Annotated in this window: 16 protein-coding genes; 8 read left to right on the top strand and 8 right to left on the bottom strand. The window is 66.6% G+C overall.

Annotated features, from left to right (window positions below):
• Window position 1 precedes the first annotated feature (1 nt).
• On the bottom strand, window positions 2–1,147 hold the full coding sequence (locus tag ACK8HH_RS00505) for an alpha/beta hydrolase family protein (RefSeq protein ID WP_412475460.1): 1,146 nt from the start codon (window positions 1,145–1,147) through the stop codon (window positions 2–4).
• A 126-nt stretch (window positions 1,148–1,273) separates the two neighbouring features.
• Between ACK8HH_RS00505 and ACK8HH_RS00500 the strand changes: the two genes are divergently transcribed.
• The 8 genes from ACK8HH_RS00500 to ACK8HH_RS00465 all read left to right on the top strand — a co-directional run bounded on the left by ACK8HH_RS00500 (window position 1,274) and on the right by ACK8HH_RS00465 (window position 6,670).
• On the top strand, window positions 1,274–2,146 hold the full coding sequence (locus ACK8HH_RS00500) for an SDR family oxidoreductase (RefSeq protein ID WP_006896802.1): 873 nt from the start codon (window positions 1,274–1,276) through the stop codon (window positions 2,144–2,146).
• 21 nt (window positions 2,147–2,167) lie between these two features.
• Window positions 2,168–2,596 carry a ChaB family protein gene (locus ACK8HH_RS00495; RefSeq protein WP_412475459.1) on the top strand — a complete coding sequence of 143 codons (429 nt, stop codon included), beginning with the start codon at window positions 2,168–2,170 and terminating at the stop codon, window positions 2,594–2,596.
• A 203-nt stretch (window positions 2,597–2,799) separates the two neighbouring features.
• Window positions 2,800–3,552 (top strand): SigB/SigF/SigG family RNA polymerase sigma factor, encoded by a 753-nt coding sequence (locus ACK8HH_RS00490; RefSeq protein ID WP_278125605.1) that lies wholly within the window; start codon window positions 2,800–2,802, stop codon window positions 3,550–3,552.
• Between the two features lie 55 nt (window positions 3,553–3,607).
• Window positions 3,608–4,045, top strand: coding sequence for a hypothetical protein (locus ACK8HH_RS00485; protein ID WP_045538779.1), 438 nt, complete (start codon window positions 3,608–3,610; stop codon window positions 4,043–4,045).
• Window positions 4,045–5,283: an NRAMP family divalent metal transporter gene (locus ACK8HH_RS00480; protein ID WP_045538790.1), complete on the top strand. Its 1,239-nt coding sequence runs from the start codon at window positions 4,045–4,047 to the stop codon at window positions 5,281–5,283. The genes ACK8HH_RS00485 and ACK8HH_RS00480 overlap by 1 nt, the downstream gene beginning before the upstream one ends.
• Window positions 5,280–5,633 carry a hypothetical protein gene (locus ACK8HH_RS00475; RefSeq protein ID WP_006896797.1) on the top strand — a complete coding sequence of 118 codons (354 nt, stop codon included), beginning with the start codon at window positions 5,280–5,282 and terminating at the stop codon, window positions 5,631–5,633. The genes ACK8HH_RS00480 and ACK8HH_RS00475 overlap by 4 nt, the downstream gene beginning before the upstream one ends.
• On the top strand, window positions 5,630–5,923 hold the full coding sequence (locus ACK8HH_RS00470) for a PRC-barrel domain-containing protein (RefSeq protein WP_278125601.1): 294 nt from the start codon (window positions 5,630–5,632) through the stop codon (window positions 5,921–5,923). The genes ACK8HH_RS00475 and ACK8HH_RS00470 overlap by 4 nt, the downstream gene beginning before the upstream one ends.
• A 123-nt stretch (window positions 5,924–6,046) precedes the next feature.
• Window positions 6,047–6,670 carry a PAS and ANTAR domain-containing protein gene (locus ACK8HH_RS00465; protein ID WP_006896795.1) on the top strand — a complete coding sequence of 208 codons (624 nt, stop codon included), beginning with the start codon at window positions 6,047–6,049 and terminating at the stop codon, window positions 6,668–6,670.
• A 16-nt stretch (window positions 6,671–6,686) separates the two neighbouring features.
• Here the strand turns inward: ACK8HH_RS00465 and mftM are convergent, their stop codons facing one another.
• From mftM to ACK8HH_RS00430, 7 genes are all read right to left on the bottom strand, one after another.
• Window positions 6,687–7,547 (bottom strand): mycofactocin oligosaccharide methyltransferase MftM, encoded by an 861-nt coding sequence (gene mftM / locus ACK8HH_RS00460; RefSeq protein ID WP_006896794.1) that lies wholly within the window; start codon window positions 7,545–7,547, stop codon window positions 6,687–6,689.
• On the bottom strand, window positions 7,538–8,539 hold the full coding sequence (locus ACK8HH_RS00455) for an acryloyl-CoA reductase (protein ID WP_006896793.1): 1,002 nt from the start codon (window positions 8,537–8,539) through the stop codon (window positions 7,538–7,540). Before ACK8HH_RS00455 ends, mftM begins: the two co-directional genes overlap by 10 nt.
• Before the next feature lie 15 nt (window positions 8,540–8,554).
• On the bottom strand, window positions 8,555–10,525 hold the full coding sequence (locus ACK8HH_RS00450) for an AMP-binding protein (protein WP_006896792.1): 1,971 nt from the start codon (window positions 10,523–10,525) through the stop codon (window positions 8,555–8,557).
• The gene (locus ACK8HH_RS00445; RefSeq protein ID WP_006896791.1) at window positions 10,518–11,294 is read right to left on the bottom strand and encodes an enoyl-CoA hydratase-related protein; all 777 of its coding nucleotides are present in this window, start codon (window positions 11,292–11,294) and stop codon (window positions 10,518–10,520) included. The genes ACK8HH_RS00450 and ACK8HH_RS00445 overlap by 8 nt, the downstream gene beginning before the upstream one ends.
• A complete protein-coding gene (locus ACK8HH_RS00440; RefSeq protein WP_412475458.1) occupies window positions 11,281–12,255 on the bottom strand; it encodes a LysR family transcriptional regulator in 975 nt (324 codons plus the stop codon). The genes ACK8HH_RS00445 and ACK8HH_RS00440 overlap by 14 nt, the downstream gene beginning before the upstream one ends.
• On the bottom strand, window positions 12,255–13,154 hold the full coding sequence (locus ACK8HH_RS00435; RefSeq protein WP_006896789.1) for a hypothetical protein: 900 nt from the start codon (window positions 13,152–13,154) through the stop codon (window positions 12,255–12,257). Before ACK8HH_RS00435 ends, ACK8HH_RS00440 begins: the two co-directional genes overlap by 1 nt.
• A 93-nt stretch (window positions 13,155–13,247) precedes the next feature.
• On the bottom strand, window positions 13,248–14,360 hold the full coding sequence (locus ACK8HH_RS00430) for an NDMA-dependent alcohol dehydrogenase (protein WP_006896788.1): 1,113 nt from the start codon (window positions 14,358–14,360) through the stop codon (window positions 13,248–13,250).
• Window positions 14,361–14,399 lie beyond the last annotated feature (39 nt).

The raw sequence follows: 14,399 nt of genomic DNA, 5'->3' as shown, positions 1-14,399 counted from the left end.
CTCAGACTCGCTTCAAGTGAGTCGCGAAGAAGCGGTCGAACGCTGCCCACTGGGCGGCGTCCATGTCGGTGTGTGAGCCGTTGCCCACCACCATTCGGTAATCGACTCGATTGAGTGCGAAGTCCGCCGCGAGCTTGGCGTGCAGCGGTGACGGCACGGTGGTGTCCCGAGTGTTGAGCAGGAGCAGTATCGGCGCGTCGTATCCCGACACCGGCACCGCCATGTACTTCATCAGCGCGGGTGCCAGCGGCCCGGTGCCCAGCGGCCGCGACAGCAGCGAACCGAAGGCGATCCCCGGGTCGACGGCCGGACCGTCGCATGTCCGGCCGACCTGATCGACGAGCGCCTCTCCCTTCGGGTTGAGATAGGTGTTCACGTCCGCAGCGGGGTCGGCCGCTCGCAGGCCCGCGAGAATCGCGAGCAGGAAGTTGTACGAGCCGTTCAGCGGTGTCGGCATCGCCGGGATGTACGGGCCGAGGAAGGGCATGACCTTCTCGACGTCCGACTCCGGATCGAGGGAGACGGTGCCGCGGAAGTCCGTGCGCGGGCCGTACCACCGCTGTCGATGCGCGGTCGCCAGTGCGGCCTGGCCACCCTGCGAATCGCCCGTCACGGCCCAGCGGTTCGAGAGCGCGGGTTCGACGCTGCGGGCCGCGCGCAGCATGTCGATGGTCGCGGCGGACTCACTGCGAGTGTTCAGGTAGGGGTGAACGCCTGTATCGAAGCGGCCCAAGCCCACGTAGTCGGTGGCGACCACGGCGTAGCCGGAGTGCACGAGGCGGGTGATGTACCGATTCGGCTCGGCGTCCGGTGCGCTCTGGCCTCCGCAGCCGGGACCGTATCCGGAGGTGCCGTGCGTGTACGCCACCACCGGCCAGCCGCCCTTCGGCGCCGGTCCGGCCGGTACGAACAGTGCGCCGCTGGTCGGTACCGGTCGTCCCTGCGGGTCCTGAGTCCAGTAGTCGATGGCGCGGCCGTTCTGGAGACCGCGCCAGCCGGGCGGTCGGGTCACCACGTCGATCACCGAACCCGCCGAGTTCGACAGCGCCGCCCGAGTGGTCCCCGGCACGAGCGCCAGGGTCGTCCCCACCAGCGCCACCAGCACGAAGATTCGGCCCGCCAGTGTTCCGCGAATACCCGATCTCATGTTCGTCGACGGTACGTGTCGGCTGTTCGACGTACCCGCGATTCCGCGGATCCGACGGCGGCGGCCGAGTACCGTCGGGCTCACTGGCGAATGTTTCAGAAGCGGGCGTACCGGGAAGCCTCGACCATGAACGCAAGCACCGAACGCAGCGGCGCGGGCGCGCCGCGGCAGAACATCGCGTATCCCGGCGACACCGCGGACATGGATCCGCAGCCGAAGGACGAGATGCGCGGCTATGTCGGGAGCGGTCTGCTCGAGGGCCGGCGCGCACTGGTCACCGGCGGCGACTCGGGCATCGGACGCGCGGTGGCCGTCGCCTTCGCGAAGGAGGGCGCCGACGTCGCGATCGCCTACCTGTCTGAGGACGCGGACGCGGAGCACACCGTCGCGTTGGTCGAACAGACCGGACGACGCGCCGTCGCCCTGCGAGCCGATCTGGGCGAGGCCGCCGAATGCCGCCGGATCGTCGACGGCACCGTCGACGCCCTCGGCGGCCTGGACCTGCTGGTGAACAACGCGGGCACTCAGACGGTGGTGGACGATTTCGCGGAGCTGACTGCAGAGCAGTGGAACCGTACCTTCGCCGTCGACGTCGCGGCCGTCTTCCACACCACTCATGCGGCTCTCGAGCATCTGACGCCGGGCGGGACGGTGGTGAACACCGGCTCGATCAACGGTCTGCGGGGAAACCGCAAGCTCATCGATTATTCGGCCGCGAAGGGCGCGGTGCACGCCCTCACCTTCTCGCTCGCGCAGGCCCTGCTCGATCGCGAGATCCGGGTGAACTGCGTCGCGCCCGGTCCCGTCTGGACACCGCTGATCCCGGCCACCATGCCTCCCGACCAGGTCGAGGGGTTCGGCGAGCAGGCCCCGTACGGCCGCGCCGCGGAGCCGGATGAGATCGCGCCCTCGTACGTCTTCTTCGCCGCAGACCGCTTGTCGTCGTACTACACGGGAGAGGTTCTCGCGCCCACCGGCGGCGAGACACTGCCCGGCTGATCCGAGAGGAAGGTGACGGTCATGCCCAAGACCGATGAGAAGAACCGACCGAAGAAGTCCGAACTCCCCGACACGATCAAACGATCGCCCGCCAAGGCTCAGCGCACCTTCGCCGAGGCCCATGATGCGGCGCTCGAGGAGTACGGCTCGGAAGAGCGAGCGCATCGGGTGGCCTACAGCGCGCTGAAGCACTCGTTCGAGAAGGTCGGCGACCACTGGGAGGCCAAGAGCAGGCGCGGACCGTCCGACTCCCGCGACGAGAGCGGCGGGCCCAATCCATCGGGCAGGAGCGCCGGCGGAGTGGACACCAAGGCCACCAAGGAGCATCTGATGAACGTCGCCCGCAAGCTCGACATCCGGGGTCGGTCGCGTATGCGGAAGGCGGAACTCGTCGACGCCATCGAGAAGGCGAACCGCAAGGCGACGCGTTCGGCGCGAAAGAAGGATTGATCCCTTCAAGCGGTTGTCGCGGACCTGCCCGGTCGGTAGGGTCGATATCACTCGGTTGAACGCACAGCCGGGTTCCCGCAGACGATTGAGCGGCGGATTCTCCCGCTCTCGTCGAGCAAGAACTCTCCGATCCGCCGCGCGCGGCCGCTCCTTTTTCGGACCCGCCGCGCGACGGCGAGAGTGCGATCAAAGGAGCTCAGCAGATGACCGACGAGTACCACCGTGTCCGTGAACTTCTGCGCCGACGCGCGGACATCCCCGTCACCGACCCGCGGAACGACCGTCTCCGCGACGAGGCGATCGAAGCCTGTCTGCCGCTGGCCGGACACATCGCCCAGCGGTACCGCGAACGCGGAGAGTCGATGGACGACCTGATCCAGGTGGCGCGCGTGGGGCTGGTGCACGCGGTGGACCGATTCGATCCCTCGATGGGGACCGACTTCCTGTCCTTCGCGGTACCGACCATCACCGGCGAGGTGCGACGGCACTTCCGCGACCGATCGGCGTCGATCCGGATTCCACGCAGCGCCGGTGAACTCCGCAGCCGAATCAGGGAGGCCGAGGAGTCCTTCGCCCAGGCACACGGACGCATGCCCGGCGTCGCCGAGATCGCCGAGGCGCTCGACGAGCCGGAGTCCGCTGTACGACGTGCGCAGGCCGCGTCGGCCGCGCAGTCCACCGTCTCTCTCGACGGCAGCACGTCGGGTACCGACGACGCACGCTCGCTGCTCGAGACGGTCGGCTCCGACGAGCCCGGCTACGAGCAAGTGGAACGCTCGCTCACTCTCCGGCCGGCCTTGCGCCGCCTCCCCGAACGGAACCGGCGGATCGTCGGCATGAGGTTCTTCGAGCGTCGTTCACAAAGCGACATCGCGCGGCGAATGGGTATCTCTCAGATGCACGTCTCTCGTCTTCTGGCGTCCTCGCTGGGTCAGCTGCGCACCCAGATCGCCTGATCGGGTGCCGGTGACCGGTACGCCGTCACGACGGCGGAGGACTGCGCGGCGCACGGTGGCAGCCGTCTGCGCGATCGTGACCGCGGTGGGGATCTGCGCCTGCGCCAGTGCTCCGGGAGGACCGGCGGGTGAGTTCGCCGAATCGCTGCGCAGCTCGAGGTCGGCGGTGCTGACCGCAGCCTGGGGAATCGACGAGTGGAATCAGCGGAACCTGCTGCGCCCCACCGCCCGCGTCGTGCTCGACGACGCCGTCTCGCATGCGCTCGAAGCTCAGGGGATCATCGTCGCGCTGAAGGTCGAGTCGGCGGATGACGAGCGGGTCCGGGCGCGAGTGCACGCGGCTCTGGCCTCGTCGGTCGAAGCCGCGGTGGAGGCTCGCGGCGTGCTGCTCGGCGACCCGGGATCCGCGGCCGCGAAGTCCGCGCAACGTCGGCTCGAGCGGGTCGCATCCGGCCTCGACACGCTGTCCGAAGACGTCAGTGGTGGTCGATGATGTTGCAGCAGAACAAGATTCGCATCACGTCCGCGTCACTCGGGATCCTCACCGCGATCGGTGGGTTTCTCGACATCGGCGACATCGTCACCGACGGAGTGGTCGGCTCGCGGTTCGGTCTGTCTCTCGCGTGGGTGGTTCCGGTGGGCGTGGTCGGCATCATCCTGTTCGCCGAGATGTCGGGGCGAGTGGTGGCGTGCAGCGGCCGGGCGACGTTCGAGATCATTCGCGAGCGTCTCGGACCTCGAGTCGGCGGGCTCAACCTGCTCGCCTCGCTGGCGGTCACCGGCCTCACCCTCACGGCCGAACTGGGCGGCATCGCGCTGGTTCTGCAGCTGGTCAGCGGTGTGGCGCCCTTCCTCTGGATCCCGGTCGCAGCCTTCGGGGTCTGGATCATCCTCTGGCGAGCGAAGTATTCGGCGATGGAGAATGTCACCGGTCTGCTCGGACTGTTCCTGATGGTCTTCGCCGTCGTTTTCTTCCTGTTGCGGCCGGCGCCGGAGCTCGCCGGCGATCTGGTTCCCGCGGTGCCGCAAGACGAGACGGTTCCGGCGTACTGGTACTACGCCATCGCGCTGTTCGGCGCCGCGATGACACCGTACGAAGTCTTCTTCTTCTCGTCGGGCGGTGTGGAGGAACGCTGGGGAGCCCGCGACTTGCGGCGCATGCGGCTGAACGTCTTCGTCGGATTCCCGCTCGGCGGTCTCGGCGCCCTCGCGATCATGGGTGTCACTGCGGTGGCCTTCCAGCCGATGTCGGTCGAGGTCGACTCCCTGTCGGCACTGATGCTTCCGGTGGCGCAGGCCGGGGGCCTGGTCGCAGTCGGCTTCGCGCTGGTCGGAATCCTCGCGGCGACCACTGGCGCCGCACTCGAGACGGCCCTGTCGACCGGTTACGCACTGGCCCAGTACGCCGGGTGGTCGTGGGGGGCGTCCCGCCCGCCGCGCGAGGCCGCCCGATTCCACGTGACCATCGGCGTGTTCATCCTCATCGCCGCGGCGATTCTCGCCACCGGCGTCGATCCGATCGCCGTCACCGAGTACTCGGTGGTCTTCTCCGCGGTGGCACTGCCGCTGACCTATCTGCCGATCCTCGTGGTGGCCAACGATCCCGAGTACATGGGCGACCAAGTGAACGGCCGGGTCACCAACTTCTTCGGCCTGATCTTCCTCGGCGTCGTCCTCGTGGCGTCGGCGGCGGCGATCCCGTTGATGATCGCGACGGGAGCGGGCCGATGACGGACTCCGAACGCACCCTCGATCTACGGGTGCATCTCCTCGATCGCCAGATCATCGACTGTGACGGCGTGCCGGTGGGTGTGGTCGACGACGTGGAGTTCGACATGTCGCCCGGCGGGCAGACGCCACGAGTGGTGGCCCTGCTCACCGGGCGGGCCCTGCTCGACCGGCTGGTGGCGCAAACACCGGACACCACCGCGCTGGAATCGATCCCGGCGGAGGCGATCGCCGACGTGGGAGTGACGGTCGAGCTGACCGGCAGCGGAGAGGACCTGCTCTCGAATTGGCCCGAACGGTGGTTCCGCGATCAGATCGTCTCCCGCATCCCCGGCTCCGGAGGCCGGCGATGAGGGCCTCGACACTCCTCGGCACGCAGGTCCGGTGCGACGGCCGATCGATCGGACGGGTGATGGATGTGCGCCTGCGGGAGGACGACGGCGGCGCATTGCTGATCGCCGGACTCGTCGTCGGCCTGCGGCCTCGAGCCTCGTTCTTCGGCTCGTACCGGTTCGACGGCGTGCGGCCGTCGATCATCGCGCGGCTCTTGAGGTGGCGCGAGCGCGGGTCCCGGCTGATCCCGTGGTGCGACGTCGTCTCCGTCGACGACGACGTCGTGACGGTCCGCCCCGGCGCCGACTGACGCCGACGCCGGGTACGAGCCCCGTCCGCGTGGTAGATGTTGAACTCACATCGTTCGCATCCGAATGATTGGGTCGCCAAACGCTTCGTGCGTGCGCGGACCGCAACCCGAGAAGGGGCTGTGATGACCGGGGACACCACTGAGCACTCCCAGGACTCCCGGGTCGGCAGTTTCCGGTATCTGTTCGCGACCGACGAATGGGAATGGTCCGACGAGGTGGCTCGCATGCACGGTTATCGGCCCGGCAGCGTGAAACCGACCACGGAACTCATCATCAGTCATAAGCACCCCGACGACCGCGGTGCCTTCGAATACCAACTGACCCGGGTGCACCGGGAACACACGCACCTGTCCAGCCGCCACCGAATCATCGACGTGCAGGGGCGAGTCCATGATGTGACCGTGATCGGCCGTACCTTCGACGGCGGGTCGGGAACCCCGATCGGCACGGAGGGCTACTACGTCGACGTCACCGTTCCCGACGAGACCGTCCGCGCCGAGGTGGCCGCGCACATCGAAGACTTCCGGCAGTCGCACGCCACCATCGAGCAGGCCAAGGGGATGCTGATGGTGGTCTACGGGGTCACCGCCGAGCACGCCTTCGACGTGCTGCGCTGGCGATCACAACAGGAGAACATCAAGCTCAAGGATCTGTGCGACGCGATCGTCGAATCCGCGATCCGGAACGCCCAGTTGCCGCGGGAGACCCGAAGCGAGTTCGACTTGATCGTGCTCGGTCGCCGTTAGGCCGGCCGGAGGACTGTCAGGACTGGACTGGTTCCGAAACAGGCCTCAGCACCAACCAGCCGCCATGATCGGCGAATACCTCCGCTCCTGCGTGTGCGACCTGATCTGCCCACGAATGAAGCGTCTCCATCGTGACCCGTTGCCGGTGACCGAAGTGCTCGCTCGGCGTCTCTTCGAGAGGCACCGCAATGACCACCGTGCGGCGAGCGACTCGGAGGGCCTCGGAGACCGCGGCGAGCACCTCTGCCGACTCCAGGTGCTCGAGGAGGTGGATCAGAGTCACCGTGTCGACGCTCGCGCTCGGATAAGGCAGTGCAGTCGCGTCTGCGACTTCACAGTTCACGCTCAGCCCGTACCGACGCGACGCGTCGTCCAACAACGAGATCGCACCGGGACTCACATCGCATGCGGAGACGGCTCTGCCGTCCCGCGCGAACTGGATAGCGAGAAAGCCGAAGCAACTGCCGACCTCGAGAACCGATTCGCCCTCGACGAGCGACCGCGCACGTCGGTGGATCGGTGCGAAGGCCGCTGTGCCGTCACTGAGACTGCGAAGGGTGTTGTCGTAGAAGGCCTTCCATCCTTGCGACGCCGTAGGGCCGGACGTCTGGATGATCTCCACGGCCGCCGCTTCGAACTCGGCCTGTCCCGCCAGAGCCCCGATGTCGACCAACGAGGAGAGCGCGCCCACCAGCGTGTCGTCACGGAGGGTGGTCGGGGTGAAGTTGTGTACCAGGGAGATGCTTCCGTCCTGGCTGACGAACCACGACAGCAGTCCGTCGCCCTCGAGCAACTCGCCACGGCGTGCGGCGCGCACTTTCACCCGACCGGGCTCCAGGCGCGGTACCGATGCGTTCAGCAGTTCCATCACGGCCACCCCCGGCTCATGTCGATCACCGCGCGTCCGGTGAACTCACCTCGACGCAGGCGTTCGACGACGTCCGGCACTTCCCCGATGTGCACACCGACTCCGATCGAGTCCAGGTTGCGCGGCTTCAATTCGGTTTCGATCCGACGCCACAGTGCACGCCGACGATCGATCGGCATCTGCACCGAGTCGATGCCGAGAAGGCCGACTCCGCGCAGAATGAACGGCATGACCGTGGTACTGAGCTGGGCGCCGCCCGTCAGTCCGCTGGCCGCGACCACGCCTCCGTAGTGAGTGGTACTGAGAATGTCGGCCAGCGTGGCGCCCCCGACGCAGTCCACCGCCGCGGCCCACCGCGCACGGCCGAGGGGGCGCGGCTTAGCGTCCGGATCCAAGGGCAGACGACCGATGACCTCACTCGCGCCGTATGCGCGCAAACGGTCTGCCTCTGTCGACTTCCCCGTCGACGCGACCACGTCGAATCCCTTTGCGGCCAGCAGATCGATACTCGCCGAACCCACTCCACCGGTGGCGCCGGTGACAATCACCGGCCCCGAAGCAGGCGCGACGCCCCAGTCGAGAATTGCGGCAACGCTCATCGCAGCAGTGAAACCCGCGGTGCCGATCGTGGCGGCCTCGCGCAATGTCAGGGTCTCCAGCTTCACCGCCCAGTCGGCCGGAACCACAGATTCCTGAGCGTAACCACCATCGCGAGCGGTGCCGATCTCGTAACCATGGGCGATCACGTGGTCGCCGACCGCGAAGTCTGGTGACGCCGACTCGGTGACCACACCTGCGATATCGATTCCCGGGACGATCGGGTAGTTGCGGACCACTCCCCCGCGAGGCGCGAATGCGAGAGCGTCTTTGAAGTTCACACTCGAATAGGCGATCTCGAGACGCAGGTCGCCTGGACTAAGGGGCTGCCGCTCGCGGTCGGCGAACTCTGCGCGGATCGAGTCCTCGTCGAGAACGGCCGTGAGGGCCTGGAAAGTGGACATGTATTCCTCCTGGAATTAGGTGTTGCCGCGGCGTGCTGGGTCATTCGCGCGCCGCGTATCGAGAATTCGTACGAGATCGGCGACGACGGCCGGGTTCTCGATCGTGGGTGGGACATCTGGATCTGCGCCGTCGAGTAGCTGGCGAAGGCAGCGGCGAACGATCTTGCCCGACCGGGTCTTCGGGAGTGCGCCGACTACGTGGACTCCGCCGAGCGATGCGATCGGACCGACTCTGTTGCGCACCAGCGTCGCAACATCACTCTGCAATTCGCCTGTCCGGTCCGTGTAGTCGATGGCCGGCACCAGAATCGCGTGCGGGCGCTGACCCTTCAGCTCGTCGCGGACTCCGACGACCGCGCACTCGGCCACACCAGGGTGCTCTGAGATCGCGGCCTCTATCTGCCCGGACGACATTCGATGGCCGGCGACGTTCATGACATCGTCGGTCCGGCCCAAGATGTAGACGTAACCATCGGCGTCGATACAGCCTCCGTCGCCGGAACTGTAGAAGCCGGGATGTTCCGTCAGATAGGTCTGCGCCAGTCGGCCCTCATCACCCCATATGCCGATCAGTGCGCCTGGAGGCAGCGGGAGACGCAGACACACTGCTCCTTCTCGGCCCTGGGGAACCGGATCGCCGTCGGGTCCCAGGATCTCCACAGTGAAGCCGGGAACGGGCTTGGTCGACGAACCCGGACGGGGTTCGTAGTACGTCAGACCGAGGAAATTCGATATCACAGGCCATCCGGTCTCGGTCTGCCACCAGTTGTTGATGACCGGAGACGACTGCACCTCACCCAACCAGCGCTGAGTGTCCGGATCGAGACGCTCCCCGGCCAGGAACAAGCCGCGCAGGCTGGACAGATCGCGCTCGGCGAGCATGGTTCCATTCGGGTCCTCGCGCCGAACAGCACGCATCGCGGTCGGTGCGGTGAGGAGCACGTTGACCCGATACCGTTCGACGATGTCCCAGAACGCACCGGCGTCGGGCGTCCCCACCGGTTTGCCTTCGAACAGTACAGTCGTCGCACCCACGATGAGGGGGCCGTAGACGATGAATGAGTGGCCCACCACCCATCCGATGTCGCTGGCGGCGAAGACCACGTCCCCCGGCTCCACGCCGTAGACATGACGCATGCACCACGCCATGGCAACCGCATGGCCACCGTTGTCACGGACTACTCCCTTCGGCAGTCCAGTGGTGCCCGACGTATAGAGGATGTACAGCGGGGCCGCGGAGGGCACCGGCACCGGGTCGACTGGTCCGGCCGAGGCCAGCAACTCTCCCCAGTCGTGCTCGGCCCATTCGTCCGCGGGCCAGACGACGACCCTGTCTGGGGGCGGAGGAACTTCCGGCCGATCGACGACGATGACGTGCCGCGGACAGTGGCCGGCCTCCTCCAGCGCCGCATCGAGCAACGGCAAGTACGGGACCGTTCGTCCCGGCTCCAAGCCCCCGGTCGCGGTGACGATCACGGTCGGCCGCGCATCGTCGATCCGTACGGCCAGTTCGGCGGACCCGAAGCCCCCGAAGACCACCGCGTGCACCGCGCCCAGTCGGGCGCAGGCCAGCATCGTGACCACCGCCTCCGGGATCATCGGCAAGTAGACCAGGACGCGATCTCCCACGCCGACCCCGAGTCGGCTCAGCGCGCCCGCGGCACGGCGGACGTCGTCGAGCAGGTGTGCGTAGGTGATGGTCTCTTCGCGGCCAGTCAGCGGTGAGACATATACGAGCGCAGCACGGTCACCGTTCCCTGCGGCGACATGACGATCGAGCGCGTTGTAGGCCGTGTTGATGCTCGCGCCGGGAAACCAGTCGGCGGTGCCGTCGGTCCTCTCATGGAACGGATCACGTGGCCGGTTCTCCCAGTCGATGTCACGCGCCGCCGATAACCAGAACTGGCCGAGGTCGTGTGCCGCGTCGGCGGCTGCGCGCGTGTATCGATCGGGCTCGTTGCCCTGGGATGGACGATTGTCAGTCATCACTGAACCTCGCCGGACGCTTGTCGAGGAACGCTGTCATGCCTTCTGTCTGGTCTGCGAATGCGAACAACGAGTGGAACCACCGGCGTTCGAAGAGGAGACCTTCGGAGAGCGATGTCTGATCAGCGCGCAGCACGCATTCCTTGGCCGCCCGGACCGCCCTCGAGGAGAAGCCGGCGATCTGACGTGCGGCGGTCATCGCCGAGTCGAGAACCTCGTCGTCGGGTACCACACGGCTGACCAGACCCAGACGGAAGGCCTCATCGGCATCTATCCGACGCCCGGTGAGGATCAGATCCATCGCCTGTGGCTTGCCCACCACGCGAGTCAGCCGCTGCGTTCCGCCGATGCCGGGGATTATCCCGAGTGCGATCTCGGGCTGTCCGAACGAAGCGCCCTCACCGGCGAACAGAAGATCGCACATCATGGCGATCTCGCAACCGCCACCGAGCGCGAACCCGTTGACCGCACCGATCGTGGGAATACGCAGTGCTGCGAGCCGCTCCCAAGCGGAGAGATGGTCGGCGTCGGTCATCTCTCCGAACGTGCGATCGCGCATCTCGGCGATGTCGGCGCCTGCGGCGAACGCCCGCCCGGCCCCTGTGAGTACCAGGACGCGAGCGTCAGCGCGTGTCACCTCGTCGAGAGCCTCGGTGAATTCCCGCATCATCTGCGAGCTCAACGCGTTGAGCGCCGTGGGCCGATTCAGAGTCAGAAGGGCCACGCGGTCATCGCCGACGGCGAGAGTAAGAGTGTCATATTCGGACATCGCTGAGGAGAACTCCTTGTGTGAAGGGACTTTGGCCAGGGGACGCGGATGAGGGGTCGAGATGCCCGGACAGCCTCTCGATCAGGGCGTCCACGACGACGCGGACGTGGGGCGCCCGCTGAACCGCCGAAGGCACGACGATCCAGTACTGCTGTCCGACCGCGACACAGTCGGGCAGCACGGGCACGAGGCCCGGATGGAATGAGGTGGCGTAGTTCGGAAGCAATCCGATGCCGTGACCGGCGAGGACCGACTGAATCTGAGCGCCGACGCTGTTCGACTGCACCCGCGGGCATACGCCGGGCAGGAGGCCGTCCAGTACTCGCAGAGCGGCGATATCGAGGCAGCCGTCGAGGTAGTAGACGAGAGGGTGCGCCCGCAGATCCTCGATTCCGGCGATCGGACCGTGCGTCGCCATGTACTCCACGGACGCGAACAGCCCCAAGGAATAGGTGCACAGGCTCCGAGAGACGACCGCGCGCGAGGGAGGCGGTTCCAACGAGACGGCGACGTCGTACTCGCAATTGCGCAGATCAAGTTGGGTGGTCGACGTGAGCAACTCGATCCGCAGCGATCCGTGCTTGCGCAGTGCCGATGCGAGCGCATGCGGGGCCAGGTACGAACCGAAGGCATCGGGAGTGAGGAGGCGTACGGGTCCGCACACTCCGTCCCCGGGGTCTGAGTCGACGACCCGGACCGCATCGTCGATGCTGTGTTCAATCCGTTCTCCGATAGCCCGCAGCCGGCGTCCCGTCTCCGTGAGCTGCCATCGGTTCGGTGATCGGTCGAACAGCCGCCGTCCCACCTTTCTCTCCATCCGCGCGATGTGTCGACTCACTGTCGAGTGATCGACGTCGAGGCGGGCCGCGGCGCCGGTGATGGAACCGTTGCGTGCGACTGCGAGGAGGATCCGCAGATCGTCCGCGCCGACCTTCCCGTGCAATGGCCGAGCCGGACCCATCACGCGACCCCGATCTTGATCAACGCCAACAGCGTCGCCATGACCGCGATCGCGAAGGCGGGCGGATCGAGATGGATCCTGCAGCGTTCCAGTATCAGCCGAGCCCAGCCCTCGGCGACAAGCGACGAGACGATGCCGGTGAGCACAGCCGACACCAGAATCCACGTGGACTCGCCGGTGTGCGCTGCTGCAACACCTGCCGCCAGAGCCGCGGGGAGAGTGATGTGGTGCGTTACCGGCACCGCCGCGCCGAACACCAGTGCCAACAGGGTCACCGCAGACGCGCCGTACAGAAACAGTCCGACCATCGGCCGCGAGTCCTGCGGCCATGCCAGAAACACCGACCCGGCGATCGCCCCACCGGCTGCGCCGACGACGAGCACCGACGACAGTCGGTGCTGCCAGGGCAACCACTCGAGGCGCACCGGCGCGGGCGTACGCGCCCAGAGCACCGCGGCGATCAACGCGGTCAACACGACACTCACCGCGAGCGAATCGACCAATGCGACCTCCGAACCGTCCGATGCATGCCACGTCGGGAGCTGCTCGACTGCACGGGCCAGCAGTTGGCCTACGACTCCGAAGCCGGCCCCGACCCCGATGATCGACATCGCGTCATAGGTGATCAGCGGCTTGGCGATGTCGCGGCCGGATTCGTGACGACGGATGTGCGCCGCATACGCCGCAGCGGCGGCGCCGCCGGCGAACATCACGTGCGGACCGAAGACGGGCCCGAACGCCAGGTTCTGGACGAGTTCGGCGTCTGGACTGATCGCTGTCATCAGCGTTGCGACGACGACTATCACGCCCATCAGCGAAAAGGCGCCGATTGCGCCCAGCGCTGCTCCGAGCGCACCCCCGCCGGCCGCACCGACGAGTTCGCTCACGGTGAGTGTCATGGTGGTTCCTCACATAAGGTTCTGGCGTGCGCCGCTGCGGCGCCGTCCGCCGATCGAAGTGGGATCGACGACGCGGCGCCGCAGCGCGATCGGTCAGTGCTGGTGCTTGATGATTCCGCGGATGTTCTTGCCCGCGAGGAGGTCGTCGTAGCCCTCATTGACCTGCTCGAGGCTGTACTCCCTCGTGACGAGTTCGTCGAGCTTGAGCTTTCCGTCGGCATACATCCGGACGAGCTTCGGGATGTCGTACGTGGGATTGCAGTCACCGAACAGCGAGCCCTTGATCGTCTTTCGGAAGTAGCTCATCTCAGTGCTGGGAACCTTGACCGTGATCTCATCGATCCGGTTCAACGCGGTGAGCACGAGAGTGCCGCAGCGCCCGATCATCGAGAATCCTGCACTGACCTGCTCCGCAGTGATCAGATCCGTCGTGATGATGGCCGACTCGGCGCCCTGGCCGTTGGTCAATTCATCAACGGCTAGCTTCGCGTCGGCGGCATTGTCGAATGCTTGGGTCGCGCCCAGTTCGATGGCCTTGTCCCGCTTGTTCTGGAGCGGGTCGATGACGATGATGTGCTCGGCACCGGCGTGCTTGGCGCCCTGCACCGCGTTGATGCCGATGCCTCCGATACCGAAGATCACCACGATGTCACCGGGCTTGGTGTCCGCGGCGTACACCGCCGAACCCCAACCCGTAGGGACGCCGCAACCGACGAGCACGGCCTTGTCGAGCGGAATATCGTCGTCGACCTTCACCACGGAGTACTCGTTGATCACGTTGTACTGGCTGAAAGTGCCCAGGGTGCACATGGCACCGTACTGTCCGCGCGGACCACTGATGGGCCAACGCGGCCCTTCCAGATGACCTTCCAGCATCGCGGCGTTCATGTCGCACACCGACTGCCGGCCGGTGGCGCAGTATTTGCAGCGGCCGCAGGCCGGGGTGAACGAACAGATGACGTGGTCGCCGGGCTTGACGCGGGTGACGCCCGGGCCGACCTCCTGGATGATTCCCGCACCCTCGTGACCCAGCACCATCGGCAGCCTGGCGATGGTGTCACCGATCGCGATGTGCACGTCCGAGTGGCAGAGACCGCCGTACTGGTACTGGATCAAGACCTCGTGCGGACCCGGCTTGGCCAGCGTGAGTTCCTCGATCTCGATCGGCTTTCCGGGCTCTACGACGACTGCTGCGAGAGTTTTCATGACTTCTCCTTGTGGTGGGGACTGATTAATGGGTGGATG

The organism is Gordonia sp. LUNF6, from assembly GCF_047041125.1.
Taxonomy (GTDB): Bacteria; Actinomycetota; Actinomycetes; order Mycobacteriales; family Mycobacteriaceae; genus Gordonia; species Gordonia sihwensis.
Note: the sequence above shows the minus strand (reverse complement) of the source record. Positions and strands in the feature narration are given on the sequence as shown.